This window comes from Streptomyces nanhaiensis, assembly GCF_046614825.1.
GTDB classification, from domain to species: domain Bacteria; phylum Actinomycetota; class Actinomycetes; order Streptomycetales; family Streptomycetaceae; genus Streptomyces; species Streptomyces radiopugnans.
The window spans coordinates 1-25,046 of sequence record NZ_JBKJFM010000021.1 but is presented as its reverse complement, the minus strand read 5'-3'; the positions used below and the strand labels follow the sequence as shown (position 1 = coordinate 25,046).

Here is a 25,046-nt window from a genome sequence, read left to right as displayed (position 1 = left end):
CCGGGCACCGCGGGCCGCGGCGCGGTGCGCCGCCGTGCTGCTCGCGGTGTGCGTCGCCGTGTTCGCGGTGACGTCGCTGCTGCCCGGGGACGCCGTGACCGCGACCGCGGGCGCGCAGGCCGACCCCCAGCGCCTGGCGGAGCTGCGTGCGCGTGCAGGGCTCGACCGGCCCGCGTGGCAGCGCCTGGCCGACTGGTTCGGCGGCGCGGTCCGCGGCGACCTGGGGCACTCCCTGGTCGACGGCGGCGCCGTCGCGCCGCTGCTCGGCGACCGGCTCGCCGCCTCGCTGCTGATCGCCCTGCCGTCCTGGCTGCTGGCCGTGTCCCTCGGCACGGTGGCGGCGATCCTCGTCGCCCGCGCGCCCGCCTCACGTGCCTCACACGCGGGAGCGGTGTTGGCCGCGGCGGTCGTGGCGATCCCCGACACGGCACTGGTGGCCCTGCTGGTACTGCTGCTGGCGGTGACGCTCGGCTGGCTGCCCGCCGTCTCGCTCGTCCCGGCGGGCGGCTGGGGGCTGGACCGGCCCGAGATCCTCGTGCTGCCCGTCCTCGCCCTCACCCTGCCCGCCGCGGCCTGGACGGCGCGGATGCTCCTGGGCCCGGCCGCGGACGTCTACCAGCGGCGGTTCGTCCAGGACGCGCTGCTGCGCGGCGTCTCCGCCACCCGCTGCGCGACCCGGCACGTCCTGCCCCACCTGACGGCACCGCTGGCCCAGGCCGCCGCCGTCCTGGCCGGTGCGCTGCTGGCGGGCACCGCCGTGGTCGAGTCGCTCCTGGGCTATCCGGGGCTGGGCCAGCTCCTGGCCACCTCGGTCGCCGCGCGGGACACCCCGGTGGTGCAGGCCGCCGCACTGATGTCCGCGGCCGTGATCCTGGTGGCGATGACCGGCGCCGACGCGGTGGCAGCACGGGTGGCGCGCAGGTCGGGGGCCGCGCGATGAGCGGAGGGAGGACCGTCCGCACAGCCACAGCCACAGCCACAGCCACAGCCACCGCCGCGGTCGCCGTTCTCGTGCTGCTGGTGGCCGCCGTCCTGGGCGGCCCCGCGCTGGCCCCCGGTGATCCGATGGAGCCTCAGGGCGCCCCCTGGAGCGGGCCGGACGGCCGCCACTGGCTGGGCACCGACGTCCTGGGCAGGGACGTGCTGTCGCGGCTGGCGGCCGGAGGGCGGGGGCTGCTGGCGGTGGCCCTGCCCGCGGGGCTGGCGGCCACCGCCGTCGGTACCGCCGCCGGCCTGGCCGCCGCCCGGCACCGGCGTGTCGGACGGCTGGTCCTGCGCACGAGCGCGGGCCTGCTCGCCGTGCCCGGCCTGCTGGTCGTCCTGGTGTGCGCGATCGCCTTCACCGCACCGGTCGCGGTGTGGGCCGGCATGCTCCTGGTCGGAGCCCCGCTGTCGGCGCGGGTGGTGCACGCCACCGCCGCGCCCCTGTCCGGGGCCGGCTTCGTGCGGGCCGCTCTGGTGCGGGGCGAGAGTCCTGCCGCGATCGTCTTCCGCGAACTGCTGCCCGCGGTGAGCGGAACGGTCCTGGCCGACGCCGGGCTGCGGGTCGTCGCGGCCCTGCAGCTGACCGTCGCGGTCCATGTGCTCGGTCTGGGCCCGCAGCCTCCTGCGGCGGACTGGGCACTGATGATCAAGGAGAACATGCCCGGCGTGTCCCTCAACCCCGGCTCCGCCCTCGCGCCGGCCCTCGCGCTCGCCCTCCTCTCCGCCGGCATCGCCGTCGGGCTGGACCTGGCGGCGCGGCACCTGGCCTCCGGAGGCCGAGGCCGATGAGACCCCTGCTGGAACTCGACGGCGTGCGCCTGGTGGACCGGAACTCCTCGCACGTCCTGCCCTGTCCGCCGATCACCCTGGGGCCGGGGGAGGCGGTGGTGCTGGCAGGCCCCTCCGGCGCGGGCAAGACCACCGTGCTGCGGCTGCTGCTGGGAGCCCTCCGGCCCGGTGTGGAGCCGGCGGCCGGCACCGTCCGGTGGGACGGCGTGCCCCTGCCGGCCCCCGGAACCGGTGCGGCCCGGCGCTGGCGGCGCGCCCATGTCGGCCACCTCGCCCAGGACCCGGCCGGAACGCTCGACCCCCTGCGCCGGATCGGCCCCGCCGTCGCCGACGGTCTGCCGCCCGGCACACCCCGGTCCGTACGGGGCCGGCGCGTCACCGAGGTGCTCACCCGTCTCGGCCTGCCGGACGACGCGGCACGGCGCCTGCCCCACCAGCTCTCCGGCGGCCAGGCACAGCGCGCGGCGCTGGCCCGTGCGGTGGTCGGCGAGCCGCGGCTGCTGCTCCTGGACGAACCGACCAGCGCGCTGGACGAGGACACCGCCGACCTGGTGGCCGCGGAGATCCGGCGCCATCTGGCGCGCGGCGGCGCGGCGGTGGTGGTGAGCCACGACCTTTCCTGGGCCGAACGGTCCGGCCACCGCGTCGTCGAACTGGCCGCGCGGGACGAGCAGGTGTCCGCGGGGCCTGCCCCTCTCCCCTCGCCGCCCCCTTCCCGTCCGGCCGCGGGGAGCGGCGGCCCCGTGGTCCTGCGGATCCGCGGACTGACGGTGGGCCGTCCCGGAGGGAGCGGCCCGCCGCTGGTGGCCGACGCCGGCCTGGACCTGCGCCGGGGTGAACTGGTGGCGCTGCTGGGCCCCTCCGGAGCGGGCAAGAGCACGTTCCTGTCCGTGCTCGCCGGCCTCCACCCGCCCCTGGCCGGCCGGGTGGAGCTCCACGGCGCACCACTGGCCCTGGCCGACGCCGAAGGCCGCACCGCCCGCCGGGACCGCGCCGCCCGCGCGGCCGTGCAACTGCTCGGCCAGGACCCCGACGGGGAACTCAACCCCGCCCACCGGCTGGTCACCGCAGTGGCCCGTCCGGCCCGCGTCCTGCGCGGGCTGCCCCGGGGAAGGGCACGGGCCGCGGCGCTCGGACTGCTCACCGAGACCGGGCTGGAGGAGGAACTGCACGGCCGCCGGCCCGGCGCCTGCTCGGGTGGACAGCGCCAGCGGGCGGTGGCCGCGAGGTCCCTGGCGGCGGATCCGGAGGTCCTCCTCGCCGACGAGCCGACCTCCGCGCTCGACGCCGGGACGGCGAGGGCGCTCCTGGACGTCCTCGACCGCCGCCGTGCGGAAGGAATGGCCGTCCTGGCGGTCACGCACGACCGGGACGTCGCGGCACGCGCCGACCGGGTGTACGAGCTGCGCGACGGCCTTCTGGAGGAGCGCCGCCGGACGGTGTCCGGCCACGGCCCAGTGACGCTGGAGGAGACATAGATGAGGTTCGACGACATCTGGATCACCGGCACCGGTGGTGTGCTCGGGGACCTGGTGCCCGTGGCGGAGGCGGTGGGGGAAGGCGTGTACGCGCCCCGGGACGCGGCCGAGTCCGGCATGGTCTCGGTCTCCCACTGCGACCTGGCGCCGCCCGAACTGGCGGTGCGGGCCGGCCGGGCCGCGCTGCGCGCGTCCGGCGGCACCGCGGCGCGGCCCGCGCTGCACCTGCACGGTGCCTCCTGGTTCCAGGGACTGGACATGTGGTCGGCGGCCTGCCGGGTCTCCGGCGAACTGCTCGGCGGTGCACCGCTGGAGGGGCTGTCGGTCCAGGTGTCGGCCCTGTCCAACGGCTCGCTGGCCTGCCTGGAGCTGGCGGCCGGCGTGCTGGCCGGACGACCCGACGTGCCCGCCGCGCTCGTCACCGCGGCCGACCGGTTCCACCCCTCCGGCCTGGACCGCTGGAACTTCGACTCGGGTGTCGTCATGGGCGACGGCGCCGGAGCGGCCGTGCTGGCCCGCGGCACCGGCGGCCGCCTGAAGTTGCTGAGCTGTGCCTCCCACAGCGATCCGGCCCTCGCGGACGTGCAGTTCGGCGCCGGGCCGCTGGAGGAGCGGCCCGGCGCCGCCCCCGGTCCGCTGGTGCTGCGCGAACGCGTCCGGCAGACCTTCGGGCTCGGCGCCCACACCCCCGCGTCGGTCCTGTACCGCCACATCGAGGGCGTGACCCGGGTGGTCGAGACCGCGCTGAAGGACGCCGGGAGCACCGTGGACGACCTGCGGTGGGTGGTCACCCCGTTCGTCGGGCGGGCACTGTTCCAAGCCGGGTACGCCGACCCGCTCGGCCTCGACCCGCGGCGCACCCTGTACGAGTTCGGACTGCGGGTCGGCCATCTGGGAGCGGCCGACCAGCTCGTCGGCCTCGACCACCTGGCGCGCGGCGGCGGGCTGCGGCCCGGCGACCGGATCTGCCTGATCGGCGTCGGCATCGGGTTCACGTTCAGCGCGGTGGTGGTGGAGGCTGCCTGAGCCGGCCGGCGGCCCGCCCCGGGAGCGGCCGGCGGGGTCAGGCGGGCGGCCGCAGCCCCATGTCGGACAGGAACAGCTCCTGGTCCATCCAGATCGCGGCGCGCGTGCCGTCCGCGGCACCGGTGATCACGAAGGCGAGCGGCGCGGGAAGGGCCTCCAGCCGGGCCATGTCCCCGGCCGCGTACACGCCCGGCACGGTGGTGCGCTGCCGCTCGTCCACCCTGACCGTGCCGTCGGGCAGCAGCTCGCATCCCAGCTCGGAGGCGAGCGCGGAGTGCTGGCCGTGGGCCGGGCGGTGGTAGCAGGCGCTCCGGTCCAGGGTGCGGCCGGAGGCGAAGTGCAGCCGCAGCGCGGCGGGGGAGAGCCGCTCCACCTTCAGCAGCGGTTCCTCCTCGACGGCCACGCCCTGCCGCGCGAGGTGCTCCCGCAGCTCCTGCGGTGCCGGGCCGCCCAGGGTGCACAGCACCACGTCCGCGGAGAAGCGGTCGGTGAGGTAGAGGGCGAGCATGGCGTGGCCGGCGTCCGGACCGAGCACGGCCAGCGGCTGCTCCCGGGTCTCGTACCCGTGGCAGAACGGGCAGTGGTAGACGCCCCGGCCGAACAACTCGGCGAAACCCTCGATCCCGGGCATCCGGTCGACCTGCCCGGTCGCGAGCAGCAGGCGGCGGGCCCGCACCCGCTCGCCGCCGTCCAGCACCGCCTCGAAGGCGTCCGCCTCGCCGGAGACCGAGACCACCTCGGTGCCGCGGAACTCCACAGAGGGGTACACGGCGAGCTCCTCGCGCCCGATGCGGCGCAGCTCGGCGGGCGGGAACCCGTCCCGTCCCAGGAACATGTGCATCTCCTCCGCGGGCGCGTTGCGCGGCCGCCCCCCGTCCACCACCAGCACCCGGCGGCGCTGCCGTCCCAGCGGCAGGGCCCCGCCCAGACCGGCGGGTCCTCCCCCGATCACGATGACGTCGTACAAGACCGTCCCCTCTCGTCCTCGCTCTGCGGTACCGCGCGCATCCGCCAGCCGCGGGCGCGCTCGCGCTCGCTCCAGAAGGCCGCGTACGGGCCCTTCCGGGCGAGCAGTTCGTCATGGGATCCCGACTCCGCGACACGTCCGCCGCGCAGGAACACGATCCGGTCCGCCCCCCGAACGGTCTCCAGCCGGTGGGCGATCACCAGGACGGTGCGGTCCGCGGTGAGCGCCTCCAGGGCTTCCAGGACGGCGGCCTCGTTCTCCGTGTCCAGGGAGGCGGTCGCCTCGTCGAGCAGCACGATCGGCGCGTCCTTCAGCAGGGCGCGCGCGATGGAGACGCGTTGCCGCTCACCGCCCGACAGCAGGGCGCCGCCCTCACCGACGCGGGTGCGCAGGCCGTCCGGGAGCCGGGCCGCGATCTCGTCGACCCGGGCGCGCCGCGCGGCCTCGCGTACCTCGGCCTCACCGGCGCCGGGCCGGCCGAGCCGGATGTTCTCCTCCAGGGTGCCGTCGAACAGGTGGACGTCCTGGAAGACCAGGGTCAGACGGGACATCAGCTCCTGCTGCGCCAGCCGCCGCACGTCGGCGCCGCCGACGCGCACGGTGCCCTCCCACACGTCGAAGAAGCGGGCGACGAGCCGCGTGACGGTGGTCTTGCCCGATCCGGACGGGCCGACCAGCGCGGTGGTGGTGCCCGGCGGCACGGTGAGGGAGAAGTCCCGCAGGACCGGCTCGTCGCCGTACCCGAAGCTCACCCGCTCCAGCCGGACCGAACTGTCCCGGATTCGCTCAGGTGTGTCCGGCTCGGGCAGGGGAGGGGTGTCGAACACCTTCTGGAGCCGGTCCACCGAGTTCCCGGCCATGCGCAGCGCCGCGCCCAGCTCGGCCGCCGACGAAAGGGGTTCGGCCGAACGCGCGGCCAGCACCAGCAGGGCCAGCAGTGCCGGGGCGTCGACCGTGCCGCCCACCGCGAGGTGGGTGCCCAGGAGCAGCAGCAGGACGAAGGCCGCCTGTACGGTCAGCGCGAATCCGGCCAGCCCCGGGAGCGCCACCCGGATCATCCGCCGCCCCGCCCGCCGCTGCGCCACGAGCGCGTCGTCGACCTCGCGCACTCCCCGGGCGGTCCTGCCGTACGCACGCAGCACCGGCTGCTCGCGGGCGAACTCCACCACCCGCGCCCCGGCCTCCGCCGCCGCCGCGTCCGCGGCGTGCTCGGCGCGCTGCACCAGCCTCCCCGTCACGCGGTGGACCAGCACGATCACCGGAGCGCAGGCCAGGGCGGCCAGCCCCAGGCGGGGATCGGCCACGAGCATCACCAGCACCATGCAGACGGGTGTGACGGTGGCCCGCACCAGCGGTTCCAGCAGATGCGCCGGGACACTCATCACGTTCATCACGTCGTACGTGACCAGACGGCCGACCGTGCCCACCCTCCCGCCGGAGAACCAGCCCAGCGGCAGACGCACCAGACGGCTGCCCAGGCGGTCGTGCAGGGAGCGCGAGAGGGCGTACCCGGTGTTCCGGGCGGCGACCACCGACGGGTAGGTCACCACCGCGTGGGCCACGGCCACGGCGGCGAGCGCCGCCACCCAGGGCCAGGCCCGCTCGGGACGCCCGCCGTCCAGCAGGACGCGCAGCAGGGGGACGAGGAGGGCGAAGGCGGCTCCCTGGAGGGCCGCGGACACCGCCGTGCCCAGCAGCGCGCGCCGCAGCCGGCCCCGCTCCTCGCGGTCCAGGAGTTCCGACAGCCGGCGGATCACCGCGCGTTCCCTTCCGCGTGGTCCGGCGTGCCGGACCGCCCCTCGTCGTGCCGCGGCCGGTGGTGTGCAGCCGGCCGCCCGCTCGTGCCGTACTGGGCCCGCCACAGCGCCGCGTACCGGCCGCCGGCGGCCAGGAGCTCGTCGTGGCGGCCCTGCTCCACCAGCCGCCCCCCGTCCAGCATCGCGATCCGGTCGGCCTCCACCACGGTGGCCAGCCGGTGCGCGACGACCAGGACGGTCCGCCCGGCCACGAGCGTCGCCAGCGCGTCCTGGACGGCGGCCTCCGACTCGGGGTCGATGGACGCGGTCGCCTCGTCCAGGACGAGTACGGGGCGGTCGGCCAGCAGTGCCCGTGCGACCGCGACCCGCTGTGCCTCCCCACCGGACAGATGGGCATCGTCGCCGGCGACCGTGTCGTATCCGCGGGGGAGTTCCATGATCCGGTCGTGGATGCGGGCGGCCCGGGCCGCTGCCTCGATCTCGTCCTCGCCCGCCTCCGGGCGGCCGAGCCGGATGTTGTCCCGCAGGCTGCCGCGCAGCGGCCGGGTCTCCTGGAAGACGAAGCCCACGTGCCGGTAGAGCTCGTCGGCGGGGATGTCGCGGACGTCCGCGCCCCCGATGCGCACCGCGCCCGCACTCACGTCCCGGAACCGGGCCGGAAGGGTGGCCAGCGTGGACTTGCCCGCGCCGGAGGGGCCGACCAGGGCGGTGAGGGTGCCGGGTTCGAGGACGAGGTCGACGCCGCGCAGCACCTCGCCGCGTCCGTCGTAGGCGAAGCGGACACCGTCGAACTCCACCCGTGCTCCATCGGGCCGGCTCCGTACGCGCGGACCCGGCAGGGGCGGCCGGGCGAGCAGGCGGCGGATGCGCGCGGCGGCCGTCTGGGCGGTGCGCAGGTCCTGGGTGGCGTAGCCGAGGGCCAGGACGGGGGCGGTCAGTCCCAGCCCCAGCAGCACGAAGGGCAGCAGGTCCGGCGGCTCCAGCCGCCCCGTCTGCAGCAGGGCCGTGCCGCCCGCCAGGACGGTCGCCACGACGGTCGCGGGCGAGAAGGCGATCTGGCTCCAGGCGGTGTACCGGGTCACCGAACGCGCCCAGGCGGAGACGAAGTCCGCGTACCGCGCGGCGGCCTCGCCGAAGCGGTGGTGTGCCCGGCCGGCCTGTCCGAACGTCTTGACCACCGTGATGCCGTGGACGAACTCCACGGCGGCGGAGTTCAGCCGGGCGGTGGCCGCGTGGTACTCGGGCATGCGCGCCGTGGCGTCGGCGAGCGCTCTGCGGTGCAGCAGCAGACCGGCGGCCACCGGCACCAGCGTCACCAGGGTCATCAGCGGGTCCACGGTGAACAGGTAGAGCAGCGCGGCGGCCGGCGCCACCACGGAGGCCACCAGGTCGAGCAGGGTGTGTCCGACCACGTGGTGCAGCGCCGACACGTCGTCCGCCACGGCCTTGCGCAGGGCCCCGGCGCTTCCGTCGTCGAGCGCGCCCAGCGGCAGCCGTCCGGCGTGGTCCACCAGGCGGCGGCGCAGCAGGAGCTGGAGGTCGTTGTCGGCGAGATGGGTCAGGGTCGTCGCTGCGGCGAGGAAGAGGGCCCGCACCGGCACGGCGCCGGCCGCGGCCCATGCCGCGCGCCACGCGGCGGCGGAGTCGCCGTCGAGCAGGGCCCGGCCGAGTTCGGCGACCGCGGCGAGCGGGACCAGGGACGCCAGCACGGCCACCGTCTGGGCGGCCGCCGCCAGGGCGAGGCGGCCGCGGACCGGACGCACCAGGCGGAGCAGTTCCCACGACGGGCCGGCGCAGGGGCCGTCCGCCGCGGTGTCCGGCGCCGCATCGATCGGCCGTACGTCCTCGGCGGCCGACGGCCGTGTGTCGGTGCTCACGGCGAAACCTCGTTCCGAGCAGGGCTGTTGACGGTCACAAACGGCCGGCGGGTGAGGCCGACGACCCCGCACACACTAATTGACAATCGTTTTCGTTGTCGATAAGTCTGGTCGCGGAGTGCGAGGCGGTACGGATTCCGCCATGGCTTCGACAACCTGAACGGGGGATCCGACATGCGCCGACCCGACGCAGCCATCGACGACACCGAGGACTTCGCCGAGCTTCCGGCAGAGGCGGAACCTCTGCTGGAACTGATCGCCGAAGCCGCCGCACGCGGTAAGGCCGAGCTGCGCCCCGGCCTGCGGCTGGGCGATCTGGGAGTGGACTCCTTCGGCGCGCTGCGGCTGCGCAGGGCGGTCGAACGGCACACCGGTGTGCGGCTTCCGCTGCCGGCCTTCCTCGGCGACCGCACCGTGGGTGCGCTGCTGCTCGACTGGACGGCGGCACGCGGAAGGGGGGACCGGGCGGCGCGGCCGGGAACCGCCGCGCCGCCGCCGGAGGACTCCCCGGACACCGGCGCCGCGCCGCTCACCGCCGTCCAGGCCGCCTACTGGGCCGGGCGAGGCGAGGACTTCCCGCTGGGCGGTGTGGCCACCTTCTGGTACCACGAGTACGACCGCGACCCCGGTCAGCGGTCCGCCCCCGACCAGGAGGACGACCTCGGCAGACTGGAAGCGGCGTGGAACCGGCTCGTTCGCCACCACCCCATGCTGCGCACCGTGATCGGCCGGGACGGCCGTCAGCACACACTCGCCGAACCGCCCCACTACACCATCGGCCGCACCGACCTGCGGGGAGCGAAGGACCGGCAGGTGGAGACGGCGCTGGCGGACCTGCGCGAGCAGCGGTCCCACCAGGTCCGCCCGGCCCAGGAATGGCCGCTGTTCGACCTGCACGCCGTCCTGCTGCCGGACGGCAGGACGCGACTGCTGGTCGGCTTCGACGTCCTGGTGATCGACTTCGCGAGCTGGCGGCTGCTCATGCGCCAGTGGGGAGAACTCCTCACCGACCCGGAAGCCGAACTACCCACCGCCGAAACCGACTTCACCGACATCGTGCGACGGCGGCAGACCGACCCGGCGGAACTGGCCCGCCACGCCCGTGACCGCGCCTACTGGCGGGAGCGGCTCGGGACCCTGCCGGACGGCCCGGCCCTCCCCCGCACCACCGCCCCCGAGACCATCCGCGGCGCCCGCTTCACCCGCCACCGCCGGTGCCTGCGCGCGGCGGAGTGGCGGGAGCTGCGCGAGCGCGCCGCCCGGCAGGGAGTCAGCCCGACCTCCGTCCTCCTGGCCGCGTTCTCGCTGGTGCTGGCCCGCTGGGGCGCCACCGAGCCGTTCGCCGTCAACACCACCCTCTACGACCGGCCCGAGGACGTGGCCGGGGTGGAGCACCTGGTCGGCGACTTCACCACGACCGCTCTGGTCCGCGTCACGCCTCCCGACCCGCTGGCCTGGAGCGGCTTCGCCGACCACGCGCGCAAGGTGAACCACACCCTGTGGGAGGCCATCGAGCACCGCTCCTTCTCCGGCGTCGAGGTGATGCGCGAACTCTCCGCCGCCGCGGGCGCGGAAACCGCCGGCGCCGAAACGGTCCGCCACCCCGTGGTCTTCACCTCCGGCCTCGGCGTCGGCACCGACGAGCCCCCCGCCCGCGCGCTCGGCACCGAGGTCTTCGGCGTGTCGCAGACACCCCAGGTGCTCATGGACCACCTCGTGTGGCAGGAGAACGGCGACCTGCGGCTGTGCTGGGACACTGTGGACGCGGCGTTCCCGGCCGGGTTCGCCGACGGGCTCGCCGAGGCGCAGCAGCGGCTGCTGCGCCTGCTGGCCAAGGACGACCGGGCGTGGCACAGCGTCGAACTGGGCTGGGACCCGGCCTTCATCGAACCCGAGAGACTGGACCGCGCCCCCTACGGCGACTGCGGGCCCCTCCTGGACGACCCGCTGCGGCGGGCCGCGCAGGACCTGCCCGGCAACCCGGCCGTCCTGGCCCCCGGCACCGGCTGGACCCACGGCGAACTGGCCGAACGCTCCGAACGGCTGGCCGGACGGCTGGCGGCCGAAGGCGCCGGCCCCGGGGAACTGGTCCTGGTGGCGCTCCCCAAGAGCCCGGCCCAGATCGCCGCCGTGCTGGCGGTCGCCCGCACCGGCGCCGGATACGTGCCGGTCGACCCGGCCTGGCCCGCCGCCCGTATCGAGGCCGTCTGCTCCCGAGCCCGGGTCCGGCTCGCCCTGACCGCCGCCGACGGGTCCGCCCAACTGCCCCCCGGCGTAAGCCCCCTGGCCGTCGACGCCGACGGACGCACGGACACCGGCCCCACGGCTGCGGTACGCGGCGACGCCCGCCCGGACCAGCTCGCGTACGCCATCTTCACCTCCGGATCCACCGGAACGCCCAAGGGCGTGGCGATCGAGCACCGGGCCGCCCGGACCACCCTGGACGACATCACCGACCGGTTCGCGGTCACCGCCGACGACCGGGTGCTGGCGCTGTCCGCACTCAGCTTCGACCTGTCCGTCTACGACGTCTTCGGCCTCCTGGGCGCCGGCGGGGCACTCGTCCTGCCCGACACCGCGCGGCAGCGCGACCCGGAACACTGGTGCGAACTCATCGGCGAGCACCGCGTGACGGTGTGGAACACCGCTCCCGCGCTCCTGGAGATGCTGGTGGAGTACGCGGAGGCCGACCCCGGCGAGGCGTCCCGCCGACTGGCCTCCCTCCGCCTGGTGATGCTCTCCGGCGACTGGATACCCGTCACCCTGCCCGACCGGCTGCGCGCCCTGGCCCCCGGCGCCCGCGTGATGAGCCTGGGCGGCGCGACCGAGGCGTCCATCTGGTCCATCACCTATCCCATCGGCGAGGTGGACCCCGACTGGCCGAGCATCCCTTACGGCCGTCCGCTGCGCGGGCAGTTCTTCCACGTCCTCGACACCGACGGCAGGCCCTGCCCGGTGGGGGCCGACGGAGAGCTGTTCATCGCCGGCGACGGGCTGGCCCGCGGTTATCTGGGCGACGAGGCACAGACCGCCGAGCGGTTCGCCGTCCACCCGGTCCTGGGAGAGCGGCTCTACCGGACCGGCGACCTCGGCCGCCGTCGCCCCGACGGGCAGATCGAGTTCCTGGGCCGCACCGACCGGCAGGTCAAGGTCCGCGGCCACCGCATCGAACTGGGCGAGATCGACGCCGCCCTGAGCCGACTGCCCGGAATCCGGCAGGCCGTCTCCGCCGCCGTCCCGGGCCCCGACGGCAGGCCCCGGCTGGTCGCCTACATCGCCCTGACCGCGCCGGCCGAGGCGACCTCGCCCACGGACCGGGAGCTGACCCGCGCGCTGGCCGAGCGGCTCCCGGACTACATGCTCCCCGGCCGGTACGTCCGCCTCGACGCCCTCCCGGTCAGCGACAACGGCAAGGTCGACCACAGGAGACTTCCCGACCCCTTCCGCTCTCCCAGGAGGGAGGAGCCGCCGGCCGAGCCCTCCCCCGCCCTCCCGCAGGCGGTGGTACCCGGGCCCCGCCCGGCAGCGGACGACGCCACCCCGAAGACGTCCGCCGTCCCCGCCGGCCCCGCCGCGGAGGGGGAACCCGCCGGCGGGGCCGACCGCGGCGCCCTGGAGGCGGTGCTGCGCGAGATCCTCGGACCGCAGGCCGACTTCGGCACCGGACTCCTGGCCGCGGGAGCGACGTCACTGGACGTGGTCCGGCTGGCCAACGCCATCGAGGACCACGGCGCGGAGCGCCCCTCCTTCCAGCGGCTGGCGGCCTTCGACTCGCTCACCGACCTGCTGGACGCGTACGCCGCGCCACCCGCCCCGGGCACGGCGTACGACGCTCCGGCGCAGGCCGCCGCCGGCGAGCCCCACCACCCGGCTCCCGCACACCTCCCGCTCCCGCCCGCACCCGAGGGCCTGGACCTGACCGTGCGTCTGGAGCCGTCCCGCGGCCAGGATCCGGCCGACGCCCTGGAGGCCGCCGCGCGCTGGCTGCGCGAGCTGCGGCGGCGGACCGGCGAGCACGGACGCACGCTCCACGACGTACGCGTCGGCGCCGACGGCGCACTGCTCACCGTGGGCGTGACCGGTCACGCCGCTTCCGGCACCGACGCCGTTCCCGGCGTCGTTCCCGACGCCGGCGCACCAGCGCCGCTCCCCGGTCCCCTTCCCTCCACTTTTCCCCTCACCGAGATGCAGCTCGCCTACCTGGTGGGCCGAGCCGACACCTGGCTGGGGAACGCGGTCGGACCCCACTACTACACCGAGGCCGACCTGGACGACCTCGACATCGACCGCCTCCGCGCCGCACTGCACACCGTCGTCCGGCGGCATCCGATGCTGCGGGCCGTCGTCACCGACGACACCCGGCAGACCGTCCTGCCCGAACCGCCACTGCCCGAGATCGACGTGTACGACCTGCGCGGCCTCGCCCCCGACGCGGCGCGGCAGGAGCTGTCGCGCCTGCGCCACGAGAGGTCCCACCGGGTCCTCGACCCGACGCGGAGCCCGATGCTCCACCTCGCGGCCACCCGTACCGAGGAGCGCGGCTGGAGGCTGCACTTCGGTCTCGACCTGCTCTTCTGCGACGCGCGGAGTGCGGTCGCGCTGGTGGACGACCTGCTGACCGCCTACCGGGACCCCGGAGCGCTGCCCCCGCCGCCGTCCGCCGCATTCGCCGAGTGGGCACACGAGTGCTCCGCCGCGGCCGACGGCCGGCGACGGGCCGAGGCCACGCGGTACTGGCAGCGAAGGGCCGCCGAACTCCCGGACGGCCCCGCACTCCCCATCACCCCGCCCGGTCCGGACGGAGTCCGCTTCACCCGCCGCAGGACCGTCCTCGGCGCCGAGCGGTGGAGCACGCTGCGGGACCTCGCCCGGCGCCACCGGGTGACACCGACGGCCGTGCTGCTCACCGCCTTCGCCGACGTCCTGCGTGCCGGAACGGGCAGCGACCGCTTCACCCTCGTCCTGACCACCTTCGACCGGCCCGAGCGCCACGAGGGCGTCATCGGCGACTACACCTCCACGGTCCTGCTCGGTGTCGAGGACCCGGCGCCGGACATCGCCGGACGCGTCCGCCGGACGCAGGACCGGCTGTGGTCGGATCTGGAACACGCCTCCGGGCCCGCCGGTGTCCACGGCAACGAGGTGCTCAGGGAGATGACGGCCCGCAGGGGGCGGCAGGTGCTGCTGCCGGTGGTCTTCTCCAGCGGTCTGGGCAGCACCTCCGGGGCGCGCGGTTCCACCGACGCCTCCGAACTGCTGGACGGGTTCGGCCGCACCGTGTACGCCGTCAGCCAGACCCCGCACGTCGTCCTGGACTGCCAGGTCTTCGAGCAGAACGGCGAACTGCGCGTCAACTGGGACGCTGTGGAGGCGGCCTTCCCGCCCGGGTACCTGGACGCGCTCTTCACGGCCTACACCGATCTGCTGTCCCTCCTGACCGGCGGCCGGTCCGCGTGGAGGAGCGCCGACCCCGCCGCGCTGGCCGACCGGAGCCTGCGGCCGGCCGAGCCCGTCCGAGGCCGAGTGCCTCTCACGGTCCGCACGGCCGGCGACGACGGACGGGACCTTGCCACGGAACTGCGTGTGGCCACCGCTCTGGCCGGTCTCATCGGTGCCGATCCCGAGCACCTCGACCGCGATCGCTCGTTCTTCGAACTGGGAGCGACGTCCCTGACCCTGGTACGCGCTCACCGCGCCCTGCGGAAGGAACTGGACGGGACCCTCTCCGTGCTCGACCTCTTCGCACATCCCTCGATCCGTGCCCTGGCGGCCAGGATCGGCCGAGGGGGAGAAGCCGCCTTCCCGCGGACGGATGCCGGGGAGCGGCGGGCCGGTGACCGTTCCGCCCCGCTCGCCGACCCTCTCATCGCCAGGGCCCGGCGGCGGGGCGGACAGCGCCGCGACCGCCGCAGGGCAGGGCGCTGAACGGAAAAGCACCGCGGAGGTCCGAGGCGGTGTGCGGACCTCCGCGGGAGGGGTGTGGGAGCCGCGCCGAACGTGTTCCTCACCGTTCCGATGACCGATACGGCCCCGGTGAACCGCTCGGAGACGGCGACCTCCGCCCCTGCCCCGGGGGCGGTGGCCGCGCTCGACGGGCCGCTGAAGACCTGTGAGAACGCTTCGGCCGGCTACCGCACCCGCACCGACTTCCGGACCACCCACGCTCGCGCGGGGACCACTCGGGCTCCCTGAGCTGTTCCGCGGGAGGCTGCGCCGAAGGACGGCTTCCATGTGCTGCGGCACACCTACGCCTCGGTCGTGTTGGAGGCGAGGGAGTCCGTGGTGACCCTGGCGCGGTGGCTCGGGCACTCCTCGCCGGCCGTCACGCTCGGTTACTATGCTCACTTCATGCCGGAGGCCGGGAGCAGGGGGCGCACCGTCATGGACGGTCTGCTGGGGAGGCGGGGCAGGCGGGGGAGGCCGGGCGCCGGCTGAAACTCCCCGGATTCTCCCCAGGGTGGTTCGGGAGTGGTTCCGGCGGGATCCCCGGTCCGAGGGTCTTTGGGGCCGACCGTGGATTGCAAGGTCAGCATGTCGGATAGCCTGTGAAAATGCTTCCCGAAGTCACCGCCACGCGCTATGTGACGCCCCTGCGCGAGGGCGGCTCGCTGCCCGGCATCGTCGAGGCCGACGACCTGGGCACCTATGTCGTGAAGTTGCCCACCCAGTGGCGTTGACCTGCGGTGATGCGGCCACGCCCATGGCTGACCTGCGCAGATGAGCCTTTCGACGTCTTTCCGGGTCGTGTCGCGTTGCACGGTTGATTCTCCCCAGGCGCTCCCCAGCGCCGCCGATACTCCCCAGATTCTCCCCAGAGGGGGCTGCGCTCGCGCGTATGCAGCACGTCGCCAATATGGGTCAGGCACGTCAGTCTCGTCACGGAGAGTGACTGCCGTGGATGGTGTGACGGGTGTTATAGCCGTCCCATGACCGGGGAGAGACCAGGCATGCTTTTGGTTTCCCAGCAGAAGCACTCAAATCAGGAGTTCTTCTGGGGCATGGTCCCCGTGTGGGCCCCAGAGGGGCAGTAGAACCGCTTACGTGCCGCCAAACACGAAGGGCGCTCCGGCTAGGGTTTCTCCCCGGCCGGAGCGCCCCTCGGTGCTGTCGGGACGACAGGATTTGAACCTGCGACCCCTTGACCCCCAGTCCAGCCCAAGGACGCCATTCTTGGGGCAATCGGTGCTTTCCGGCCCGGTGCTGCGTGAAGAACACCCCGGTCGTTCGGGTGTACGCACACCGTGTGGTCCCCGGCTGGTCCCCAAAGAACTGCCGCGCGAGGGCAGTCCATGCCACACATCCGGTATGAACCTTCTTGTGCGGCTTCCACAGGAGGCGGTCCTTGTGCCCCGGAAACGGCGTGAACGACGACTCCCGGCACTGGTCGACTCGGTGGTGGACTCGTACGGTACGCACTGGCAGAGGGGCTGAACGACGCCTTCACGGCCGAGCTGAATGGGCTCGCGGGGCCCACGGTGGGACTTTGCCCAAGCCGAGCAGGGGATCTTCCGCTGGGGCCGGGCGTAACGAGTAACGTCTGCTGGGTTAACTGACTCATCGTGCCTTGGAGCTTGCTCTTGCGCGGCTCCACGCATCGCTGTCGCTACTGACCATCCCGCACTACCGCCGGCACCGGGACGGGGACCTGCCCGCCTGGAAGGAGGACCACAACGCCTCCCACCGCCGGGTCCGCGCCCGCGCCGAGCACACCTTTGCCCGCATGAAGGCCTGGAAGATTCTGCGCGACTGCCGCCTCAGAGGCGACGGCGTTCACCATGCCATGCTCGGCATCGCCCACCTGCATAACCTCACCCTGGCCGGGTGACGCAGAAACCAGCAGGCCACCAGGTACGTCACAGATCATTTACGGGACAACTCTTAGGCACCAAGACGGCGAGTCGTCCAGCCGCGCCGTCTGCCTCATCGTTCAGAAGAAGGGTGCGGCAGCAGAGCACGTCTGATGAGACGCTGATCATCGTGATCGTCTACGTCTGGGGCGGTGGATACGCCTGGCGGGCTCTGTCATCGGCCACATCTCCGTGTGGCTCGGAGAGGTGAACACAGCTGGGCCGGAGGGGGACGACAGCGCTCAAGAGCTCTCACACCATGACGCTGAGGTGTCGTGCTCTGGTAAGCGCGACGTAGAGCGCACGGTGGGCCTCGTCACCTGGGGCGAGGCCCTTGCGGAGCGCAGCCACGTCAGACTCCTCCAGCCGCACTCCGACCCTGTCCCATTCCCTGCCCTTCGCCTGGTGACAGGTCAGACCGAGTACCAGGCACTCGTGCTGGACGTTCAGGCGCCTGCGCAGGTGGCCGAGAGCCTTGCGTGGTGTCCGATTGTGCCCCACCGGCGGTTCGACGCGTACCGCGGCGACCACGGTACGCACCAAGGCGGTCCAGACCTCGGAGAGATCGTCCTGGCCCGCCAGGCGTTGGAGCGCGCTCTGCAGGTCCGGGCGCAGCTTCTCGAACGTCTCGACCTCCTGGATGCCCAGGGTGGTCCAGGCCTCCGGGAGGAACAAGGCCGGCAGGCCGAGGGCCGTCTGAGTGAGTTCGTTCAGAAGTAAGGTGCACAAAGCTTTCTGGAGCGGCCCCATCTTCCACCTGGCAGTGGCCAGGGGGAGGACATGAGGGGCGCAGTCCCACAGCGAATGCCACTTCCGCGCGAGCACGACATCGACGTCTTTCGCCGCTCCCGAGGGGAGGATAGTGCTCTCCCCGCGGCGTAGTCCCTGTGTCAGTGAAGTCTGGGTCACGCTGTCGCGCCATCGGAACGTGGTCCGGAGCTCGCCGCGTTCGAACTCCAGCAGTCCGAGGAGCTGGCGCACGCTCTCCGGGCGGGCGCCACGAAAGGCGTAGAGAGCCTGCCAGGGGTCTCCCACCAGGGTGACGGCCAGTCCCGCGTCCGCCGCCACACGGATGATCTCCACGTCCAGGTCGTTCGCGTCGTAGACCTCATCGACGAGTAGTGACCTGATCGCCGTGGTGAAGTAGGCCGTGACCCGGGCGCGGATCTCCTCGGTACCGAGGGCGTCGCGCAGGACCTCACGCACGTTCTCGTGGGTGCACCGCCCTTCTCCGACCGTGGAGGAGAAGTCCACCGGCTTGATGTGGTAATTCGGTTCGTCTTCCACCTGGTAGGTGGTGACAACGCGGGTGCCCACGAGGCGGAGGACCGGTTTTGCTTTTGTTCGGATGGTGGGCAGGTGGCTTGGCCATGTGTCCAGCACCTCCAGGTCTTCGTGGTTTCCCGGCCACTGGAGGACCCGGGAACGCAGGAGGTGAGTGAGAAGGTCGTTGAGGACGGTGTCTAGCGTGACGATGCGATGGGGCCAAGTCAGGGCTGAAGGGCCCCACTGTTGGGACACGCGGCTGCGTATCTCCTCCGTGGCCGAGCGAGTGAAGCTGACTGCCACGACCGCCCGGTGGTCGGTCGTGCGCGCGAAGCGGTGCAGGCCGAAGCGCTGGTGCGAGACGGTCGTCTTCCCCGAACCCGGGAACGCTTCTATGTAGAGAAGGCGGTGAGGGCTCGCAGCGACAAGGAGTTGCTCCGGCGTGAGGACCGGTCTGCCAGGCCGGCGGCTACTCATCGGAGCCCGTTGTTCGAAGCGCGGCCGTAGGCCAGGCCCCCTTGGGGGAGGGACGCTTGAGAAGTAGCTCATCCCAGGGCGGTGCATCCGGTTCCGGTGCTTCCGACAACGGTTCGTATCCGGACGCCCAGTCGCTCTCCTCCTCGTCCGGCCAGTGGAAGTCCTCCATCTCCTCAACGGGTTGGTCATCCCTATCCCGTTCCTCCTTCACCACCGCGAGCCAGTCCGGCTCCTCGAGGGGCGTGAAGGGCTCCTTCTCCGACCCGGAGCCGTCCTCAGCAATTGCGTCGGGCGCGTAGAGGAACTCAAACAGCTGGCGCATGTGCTCGGGCACAGTCGGGAGGTTCGACGACTGCTCGGGGCCCGCCTCGTTGGCCTCTGCGAGGAGACCGGCGAAGGCAAGCGCGAAGTCGCCCTTCTTGCTGGAACCCAGCCCCGCCGGGATACCGGGCTGCTCGCCCTTGGGCTTCCGGGCACTGCGAAACAGCTCGTGCACGGTCTGGGCCGTCACCTCCGGCACCTCCAGTCTGACCTCTTTCAGGGCGGCCTCGATCAGGTGCTCGTTGCCCTCGGTGATGGACGGTTCCAAGGTCGGGTGGCTAACGAAGGCGTCGACGATCGAGGGGTCGTGATCGAAGATCCATTTCGGCTTCGTGCGCTCTTCGCTCTCGAAGGGGAGATCGCTGTCGACGAGGACCGCCAGCCTGGTGCACAGCTCGCTGCCCCGGGTCGCCAGCAGATGCACCGGCCACGGTCCGACCTTCCAGCCCATGTGCACGATGCTGAGCGCGTCGACGAACGAGTGTTTTCGTGTGTCCACGCCGGCCCACGTCCTGCCGAACTCCCGGACGATAGCGGCGTCGGTGACGCCCTCGACCAGCACGAGGCGCTCGGCGAAGAGTGCGGCGGACCGGCTCGCGTCCAGGTGGAGCCGTGTCTTCCGCAGCGTGACGGCACGGTGTTTGTCCGGTACGACGTCGGCGACGGTGCGGCAGACCCTTCCCCGTGCCGTCCGGCGGACGACGACGAGCTCCTCTGGGGCACAGGACGTGATGACGTCTGTTGCGTGGGTGGAGAGGACGACCTGCAGCTCGGGTCGCTTCTTGACGGTCCTGCGCAGGTAGCGGACCAGAGCCTGCTGCAACTGCGGATGGAGGTGGGCCTCGGGTTCCTCGATGACGACCGTCGCGTGGAATGGCTTCGTACCGAAGAAGGAGTCCTCCTCCGCGTCGGCGTCCGCCTGTGCCTGTTCGAGGTTCAGAGTCGCCTCTCGGATTTGCTCCTCCTCGGTGAGGGGCGGCTGGTCTGAGGTGCCCCAGGGGGGCCAGGCCTCTGCTTGCGGAGATTCGGTGGAGTCCGGTATCGCCGCCAGTGTCACGGCGATGTGCAGCAGGTTGACGTACCCCAGCCCGGACACTTCCAGTGGCCGAGCGAACTTCCGTCCCTCCATGACGGCGAGCATGATTTCCAGCACGCGGGCCAGATAGGTGTCGTCGATGACCTGGCCGCGTATGTACGGCCACTGGCGGTCCACTCCAGCCGACAGGTCCGTGAGATATCCGCCGATCCGCTTCTCGACGGTGTCGATGATGCTCTCCTTGGCCAGCTCCTCGAGCAGCTGGGAGGCGCGTGCCCGGAGTCCCACCAGATTCCGGGTGCCGTTCAGACGCTGCTGCTCGGCACGGAGCAGTTCGACCAGGATCCGCGCCTCGCGGCGTGCCAGCTCGTCGAGCGGATAGCGCCACGCCGGCAGGTAGATCAGCTTGTACGGGTCCAGGTCCGAGGACCTGCCGTGCGCGCTCTCGATCTTCGTGGCGACGCTTCCGAGCCGACGGCTCAGCGTGACACCCCAGTTCTGGGCGACGTGACCGAGGGGACGGTGGTCGGCCTCGTGTAACTGGCGCCCCAGGCGGCCTTCCCCAGTGAGGCTGTCGCCCAGCTTGTAGGAAACCTCGATGCTGCGGGTGGACCTTTCGGGCGCGAGCGTGGCGGATCCGTATCTAGGCAGGACCGGGAAACGGCTGGCGGGATGCGCCAGGTAGAGGGCGTCCGTGAGTGTCGTCTTCCCAGCGCCGTTGGCTCCGATCAGCACACTGAAACGACCCGGGAGATCGCAGACCATCTCCCCCTCCGTGCTTGCCCGAAAGCCACTGACAGCAATACGACTCAGGTGCACCATGTCCCCCACAGGCCAATCAGTACGGAGGCTATCGTCCCCCATACCACTGACAATCCCTGAAGGGATCGGCTGCTTGCGGGCATGTGTCGGGTTCTCCCCGAATTCCCTTTGTTGCGGCGAGTGTTCGGCGGTCGCTGAACCAAGCGGTCTAGCCTCAATACCGGTGACTTAAGGTCTGAGCTGGTAGGGTGCCGGCGGGGAGGTGCCGGGATGCCGCGGCCGGGTCAGGTCAAGCCGGAGACGGACGAGCGGTTGTCGGACCGTATCGCGATCGGGTTGCTGACGCGCTCGTTCCCGCCGGAGGTGGTGGATGCGGTGGTGGCCGAGTGCGGGCGGTCCGGGCAGCGCAACCGGCTGCTGCCGCCGCGCGTGGTGGTCTACTTCGTGCTGGCCATGTGCCTGTTCTCCGGCCAGGGATACGAGGAGGTGGCCCGGCTGTTGACGCACGGGCTGGCCTGGGCGAAGCGCTGGTCGGGGTCCTGGCAGGTGCCGACCACGGCGGCGATCTCCCGGGCCCGGGCGAAGCTCGGTCCGGAACCGCTGAAGGCTCTGTTCGCTCGGGTGGCCCGGCCGTTGGCGGCAGAGTCGACCCCGGGCGCCTTCTATCGCCGGTGGCGGGTGATGGCCGTCGACGGCACGGTCTTCGATGTTCCCGACAGCGAGGAGAACGCCGTGTACTTTGGGCGCCCGAAGACGCACCGCACCGAGCGGTGTGCGTTCCCGCAGGTGCGGGTGGTGGCGCTGGCCGAGTGCGGCACCCATGCCATCACCGCCGCCGCTCTGGGTCCGCGGACCGTGTCCGAACCCGTGCTGGCCCGTGAGGTGCTCGGGGCTCTGGGCGAGGGTGATCTGCTGCTGGCCGACCGCGGCTTCACCGGTCTGGAGCTGTGGCGGGCGGCGTCGGCCGGCGGGGCGGACCTGCTGTGGCGCATCCGTGCCCACCAGGTGCTGCCCGTGCGCGAGGAACTGCCGGACGGTTCCTATCTGTCGGAGATCGTCGCCGCCAGGGACCACCGAAGGTGCGCCGACCCGCAGGTGGTGCGGGTCATCGAGTACACGCTCGACGACTCCGGGCGGCCCGAGCCGGAGGCGCCCTACCGTCTGATCACCACCATCCTCGACCCCGGGGCCGCCCCGGCCACCGAACTGGCCGCCCTCTACCACCAGCGGTGGGAGTTCGAGAACGCGTTGGATGAGCTGAAAACCCACCAGCGCGGCCCCGCCCAGGTTCTGCGCTCCCGCTCACCCGGCGGAGTCGAGCAGGAGGTCTGGGGACACCTGCTGGTCCACCACGCCATCCGCGCCCTGATGCACGACGCCGCCGGGACCGCCGACCTCGACCCCAACCGGCTCTCCTTCACCCGTGCCATCCGCCTCGCCCGCCGCCAGGTCACCGCGCAGGCGGCCTTTTCCCCCTGACCACCTGGCCACGGCGCTGACCGACGGACTCCGCGAAATCACCGCCCGCCTCCTGCCCCGCGACGCAGGCGCTCCAACCCTCGCGTCGTCGAACGCAAGATGTCCAACTTCGGCGTCAAACGCGCCGAGCACCGCACCTGGCCCCAGCCCACCCGCGACCCCGCCGACGCCGTGACCATCGCCCCGCACTGGCGCACCGCCCCGATCAACCCACCAATCAAGACCCGACCAAGCAAACCTTAAGTCACCGGTATTGAGGCTAGCGGGGGGCTGGTGCTGGGGTAGCGGGGGCTGACCTGCGAAGTAGTGCCCATAGAGGGGGCACGTAGGTCCCCGTCCCGGATACCCGGGGCGGGGACTTTCCGAGTGTTCGGCTACCGCTCGAAGTGGCAGACCGCACCGTCACCCGTGCACATCTGGTGCACCTCGACGGTCACCGGCGCCGGCGCTGGCCGGACCTCCGGCGCGGGGATCAGCGCCGCGGCCCCGGCCGCCAGCAGCAAGATCGACAGGCTGGCGAGGAAGGAGGTCCATCCGGAAATCCGGTTACCGCTGGCCGTCCCAGCAGGTGACGGAACCGGCTTCACCGGAATTTGGGTTGGTACTCTCATAACTGAGCTCCAATCTATGACTGGGTTGAGCTACTGATCAGCGGATGATGGCCCGCTGGTTCCTGCGGCGGCCGGGTGTTGGAGCACCCGGCCGCCGTGCATGAGGACGCCCCCAGGATGATGCCGAGAGCCGTCCGCGCGGCAACGTGTTTTGGCGCCGCATGGTGTGACTGTCGCCCTGTCCGGTGACAGCAGCGATAGGACGCTATAACGGATCTGTTCCGGCCACATACCGCTAGCGCACAGATCCGCCACCGGCCAATTTGGGTAACCCAACCCGTCAGCAAGCTCAATTAGGGCATTTGACCTGCCGGTTTGCATGAGCGGGCATTCACTGACCAGCCCGCTTACGTCGTCTTGCACTGGTGTACAGAATGCCTGTGTGGTCTTAAGAGGCAGGACGGACGCACTGCAGGCCGCCGAACAGAGCCTTAAATGTGGCCGAATTCAATCGTTCCTTACGGCGAGCAGATCGAAAACGCTCCGTTGCCTGCTGTCCCCACCCTTGGCAGCGTCACCCCCGACCGGCAGCAGCACGGAAGGCCCCCGCTCATCCCGGGCGGCGGCTTCCGTCGTTGCGCGGCTACTCCTCGGCCAGTAGTCGGCGGGTGACGCTGGCCGCGAGCTGGCGCGCTGCGGTCGATGCCCGCCCGTACCGCCGCACCGCAGTGGTCCCAGGCGTTCTCCAAGGGGAATGCCTGGGACCACTAGGGCGGGGGCTTCTCGCGCGTCTTCCGGACGAACATGTGCAGCAAGATGTTTCTACCGGAAGCGCGGGCCAACCGTGGCGATACGACCACGGTTGCCGCCCCAGCTGTGGGGCTCTGCTCCACAGCTGCATGGTGCTCTGCACCCCGCGGCCACCCACCAGCCAGCCGTGTCACCAACCTGTCCGAACAGCACACCTAGCACCTCTGCCGTGCCTAGCGTATGGACCAGGGCGGGCGTGGGCTGCTCACCTTTGCCCAGCTCACTGAACGATGGAGAGCCCAGCCGCGCGCATGGCAGCCACAGTGATGTCCGGGTTGGTCCGGACTCACTCTGACTGGGGTGTGTGGCCCGTGTACGGTCCGGATCTTTCTTGATCGGATAAGTCTGGGACTGTGCGTTCTCTACGGCGTGGTCATGGTCCTGAGGCGCAAGGGGTTGAGGTAATCGCGAGACACACGGTGGCTCTGCACGGTCACGCGGCGCTGCGTGTGGAGGCGGAAGCGGAGTCCGTGCAGGAGGCCAACCGCCTAGCGGTCGCGAAGGCGCCGAAGGTGGAGTATGTGCAGAGCTGGACGCCGGTGACGACGAGCAAGCTGGAGGGGCCGAAGTGAGCGAGATCAGGCGCGACGAGTGGGTTGGGATGACCAAGTCCGCCAGGAGGTACGAGCCGTTCTGGGAGAGCGTCCGGGAGGCGGAGGCGCAGGGCCGTCCGATGATGCACGTCGTTAAGGTCGGCAAGTTCATCATGCAGGCGTCCACGGACATCGAGCTCGCCAAGCTGTTCGCGGAACACCAGATCTTCGACCAGGACGAGGTCGGCGAGTTCGACTGGGTGCCGGACGAGTTCGAGGTACTGCATCTTCGGTTCAAGAACACGCGGACTGGGGAGTGGGAGTCCACCATCCAGTCCATCTCGACGGTGCCTGCGCTGCCGGAGGTGCCGAAGTGAGTGAGCCGCAGGGTCCCGGCCCTTCGTGGTCCGCTTGCTGGCCATCAGGCGACTCTCTCACCGGTGGAAAGCCCGCCGTCGATGACGCCGAGGATGCGGTCATAGATATCCAAACCCCGCTGCTCAAACTGCATTTGGTCGGTAAGGGGCAGCCGCATGCGAGCCTGTTCGCGGCTGGCTTTCGCGGCCGCCGCGTGGGTGGGATCGGTGATCGACTGGTGGCGGGCTCAGCAGTGGACACGTACCAACCCCTGTCCCTTGTCACCCTTCACCGTGCTATCGAAAGGTCTGCCCCTTCTCGTCGAGCTGGTGCAGCCAGTCCAGTTGAAGGCCGCCGTTCTTGGGGCAATTGGTGCTTCTCGATCCGGTGCTGCGCGAGGAACGCCTCGGTCGTTCGGGTACGCGCACACCGTGTGGTCCCCAGGTGGTCCCCAAGAAATCGTCCTATGAGGGCGGCCGGGGCCACATTCCTAACCTGTACCTTTCTATGCGGGTCCCACAAGAGACCACCTCGCAGCCGGAAAACTTTGGTCGTGACTTCCCCAACTACTGAGAAAACAGAGAAGGCTTGTAAAAGCTGTTCAGTGAGGTTTTCTCAGCGAAATGATCTACGCGAAGCCGGATGAGGCTCTGGTGTCCGGACGATTCGGGCAGCCCTGCCCCGGTGGCGGGCAGACGTAAAGCCCCTGGTAGGACGGTTCTCTCTCAC

At 71.9% G+C, this 25,046-nt stretch carries 15 protein-coding genes and 3 pseudogenes; 12 read left to right on the top strand and 6 right to left on the bottom strand.

What is annotated here, in order from left to right:
* The first annotated feature begins 34 nt into the window (after positions 1–34).
* Genes ACLIYP_RS08230 through ACLIYP_RS08215 form a run of 4 tightly spaced genes read left to right on the top strand, consistent with a single transcriptional unit; the run spans position 35 to position 4,277 of the window.
* Positions 35–940 carry an ABC transporter permease gene (locus tag ACLIYP_RS08230; protein ID WP_412712473.1) on the top strand — a complete coding sequence of 302 codons (906 nt, stop codon included), beginning with the start codon at positions 35–37 and terminating at the stop codon, positions 938–940.
* Positions 937–1,773: an ABC transporter permease gene (locus tag ACLIYP_RS08225; protein WP_412712472.1), complete on the top strand. Its 837-nt coding sequence runs from the start codon at positions 937–939 to the stop codon at positions 1,771–1,773. Before ACLIYP_RS08230 ends, ACLIYP_RS08225 begins: the two co-directional genes overlap by 4 nt.
* Positions 1,770–3,251, top strand: coding sequence for an ABC transporter ATP-binding protein (locus ACLIYP_RS08220; protein WP_412712471.1), 1,482 nt, complete (start codon positions 1,770–1,772; stop codon positions 3,249–3,251). Before ACLIYP_RS08225 ends, ACLIYP_RS08220 begins: the two co-directional genes overlap by 4 nt.
* Positions 3,252–4,277, top strand: coding sequence for a ketoacyl-ACP synthase III family protein (locus tag ACLIYP_RS08215; RefSeq protein WP_412712470.1), 1,026 nt, complete (start codon positions 3,252–3,254; stop codon positions 4,275–4,277).
* Positions 4,278–4,314: 37 nt separating this feature from the next.
* Here the strand turns inward: ACLIYP_RS08215 and ACLIYP_RS08210 are convergent, their stop codons facing one another.
* From ACLIYP_RS08210 to ACLIYP_RS08200, 3 genes are read right to left on the bottom strand one after another with little or no spacing between them, the layout of a single operon-like run.
* Complete coding sequence (locus ACLIYP_RS08210) at positions 4,315–5,244, bottom strand: NAD(P)/FAD-dependent oxidoreductase (RefSeq protein ID WP_412712469.1); 930 nt, start codon at positions 5,242–5,244, stop codon at positions 4,315–4,317.
* Positions 5,226–7,001 (bottom strand): ABC transporter ATP-binding protein, encoded by a 1,776-nt coding sequence (locus tag ACLIYP_RS08205; protein ID WP_412712468.1) that lies wholly within the window; start codon positions 6,999–7,001, stop codon positions 5,226–5,228. Before ACLIYP_RS08205 ends, ACLIYP_RS08210 begins: the two co-directional genes overlap by 19 nt.
* Entirely contained in the window at positions 6,998–8,878 is a 1,881-nt protein-coding gene (locus ACLIYP_RS08200) for an ABC transporter ATP-binding protein (RefSeq protein ID WP_412712467.1), read from the bottom strand. The genes ACLIYP_RS08205 and ACLIYP_RS08200 overlap by 4 nt, the downstream gene beginning before the upstream one ends.
* Positions 8,879–9,052: 174 nt before the next feature.
* Here ACLIYP_RS08200 and ACLIYP_RS08195 point away from each other — a divergent pair, with 174 nt between their 5' ends.
* The 4 genes and pseudogenes from ACLIYP_RS08195 to ACLIYP_RS08180 all read left to right on the top strand — a co-directional run.
* Positions 9,053–14,803: an amino acid adenylation domain-containing protein gene (locus ACLIYP_RS08195; protein ID WP_412712466.1), complete on the top strand. Its 5,751-nt coding sequence runs from the start codon at positions 9,053–9,055 to the stop codon at positions 14,801–14,803.
* Between the two features lie 282 nt (positions 14,804–15,085).
* Positions 15,086–15,313 (top strand): annotated as a pseudogene (locus tag ACLIYP_RS08190) (hypothetical protein); the annotation flags it as partial.
* A gap of 116 nt (positions 15,314–15,429) precedes the next feature.
* Positions 15,430–15,534 (top strand): annotated as a pseudogene (locus ACLIYP_RS08185) (HipA family kinase); the annotation flags it as partial.
* 950 nt (positions 15,535–16,484) lie between these two features.
* Positions 16,485–16,703: pseudogene (locus ACLIYP_RS08180) on the top strand (transposase); the annotation flags it as partial.
* A gap of 274 nt (positions 16,704–16,977) precedes the next feature.
* Here ACLIYP_RS08180 and ACLIYP_RS08175 read toward each other — a convergent pair.
* Entirely contained in the window at positions 16,978–18,468 is a 1,491-nt protein-coding gene (locus ACLIYP_RS08175; protein ID WP_412712465.1) for a UvrD-helicase domain-containing protein, read from the bottom strand.
* Positions 18,461–20,590, bottom strand: a complete 2,130-nt coding sequence (locus ACLIYP_RS08170) for an ATP-dependent nuclease (protein ID WP_412712464.1) — start codon at positions 20,588–20,590, stop codon at positions 18,461–18,463. The genes ACLIYP_RS08175 and ACLIYP_RS08170 overlap by 8 nt, the downstream gene beginning before the upstream one ends.
* A gap of 267 nt (positions 20,591–20,857) precedes the next feature.
* Here ACLIYP_RS08170 and ACLIYP_RS08165 point away from each other — a divergent pair, with 267 nt between their 5' ends.
* Both ACLIYP_RS08165 and ACLIYP_RS08160 read left to right on the top strand, forming a co-directional pair.
* On the top strand, positions 20,858–22,066 hold the full coding sequence (locus tag ACLIYP_RS08165; protein WP_412712463.1) for an IS4 family transposase: 1,209 nt from the start codon (positions 20,858–20,860) through the stop codon (positions 22,064–22,066).
* A gap of 99 nt (positions 22,067–22,165) precedes the next feature.
* On the top strand, positions 22,166–22,309 hold the full coding sequence (locus ACLIYP_RS08160; RefSeq protein ID WP_412712462.1) for a hypothetical protein: 144 nt from the start codon (positions 22,166–22,168) through the stop codon (positions 22,307–22,309).
* A gap of 131 nt (positions 22,310–22,440) precedes the next feature.
* Here the strand turns inward: ACLIYP_RS08160 and ACLIYP_RS08155 are convergent, their stop codons facing one another.
* On the bottom strand, positions 22,441–22,677 hold the full coding sequence (locus tag ACLIYP_RS08155) for a hypothetical protein (protein ID WP_412712461.1): 237 nt from the start codon (positions 22,675–22,677) through the stop codon (positions 22,441–22,443).
* 1,169 nt (positions 22,678–23,846) lie between these two features.
* On the opposite strand from ACLIYP_RS08155, the gene ACLIYP_RS08150 reads away from it, so the two are divergent.
* The gene (locus ACLIYP_RS08150) at positions 23,847–23,999 is read left to right on the top strand and encodes a hypothetical protein (RefSeq protein ID WP_412712460.1); all 153 of its coding nucleotides are present in this window, start codon (positions 23,847–23,849) and stop codon (positions 23,997–23,999) included.
* A 29-nt stretch (positions 24,000–24,028) separates the two neighbouring features.
* Complete coding sequence (locus ACLIYP_RS08145) at positions 24,029–24,337, top strand: hypothetical protein (RefSeq protein ID WP_412712459.1); 309 nt, start codon at positions 24,029–24,031, stop codon at positions 24,335–24,337.
* Positions 24,338–25,046: the final 709 nt, after the last annotated feature.

Excerpts from the sequence above, each read along its gene's own strand:
- ACLIYP_RS08225 (WP_412712472.1), top strand. The coding sequence starts at position 937 with ATGAGCGGAGGGAGGACCGTCCGCACAGCCACAGCCACAGCCACAGCC.
- ACLIYP_RS08220 (WP_412712471.1), top strand. The coding sequence starts at position 1,770 with ATGAGACCCCTGCTGGAACTCGACGGCGTGCGCCTGGTGGACCGGAAC.
- ACLIYP_RS08215 (WP_412712470.1), top strand. The coding sequence starts at position 3,252 with ATGAGGTTCGACGACATCTGGATCACCGGCACCGGTGGTGTGCTCGGG.
- ACLIYP_RS08195 (WP_412712466.1), top strand. The coding sequence starts at position 9,053 with ATGCGCCGACCCGACGCAGCCATCGACGACACCGAGGACTTCGCCGAG.
- ACLIYP_RS08175 (WP_412712465.1), bottom strand. The coding sequence starts at position 18,468 with ATGAGTAGCCGCCGGCCTGGCAGACCGGTCCTCACGCCGGAGCAACTC.
- ACLIYP_RS08170 (WP_412712464.1), bottom strand. The coding sequence starts at position 20,590 with ATGGTCTGCGATCTCCCGGGTCGTTTCAGTGTGCTGATCGGAGCCAAC.
- ACLIYP_RS08165 (WP_412712463.1), top strand. The coding sequence starts at position 20,858 with ATGCCGCGGCCGGGTCAGGTCAAGCCGGAGACGGACGAGCGGTTGTCG.
- ACLIYP_RS08160 (WP_412712462.1), top strand. The coding sequence starts at position 22,166 with ATGTCCAACTTCGGCGTCAAACGCGCCGAGCACCGCACCTGGCCCCAG.
- ACLIYP_RS08155 (WP_412712461.1), bottom strand. The coding sequence starts at position 22,677 with ATGAGAGTACCAACCCAAATTCCGGTGAAGCCGGTTCCGTCACCTGCT.
- ACLIYP_RS08145 (WP_412712459.1), top strand. The coding sequence starts at position 24,029 with ATGACCAAGTCCGCCAGGAGGTACGAGCCGTTCTGGGAGAGCGTCCGG.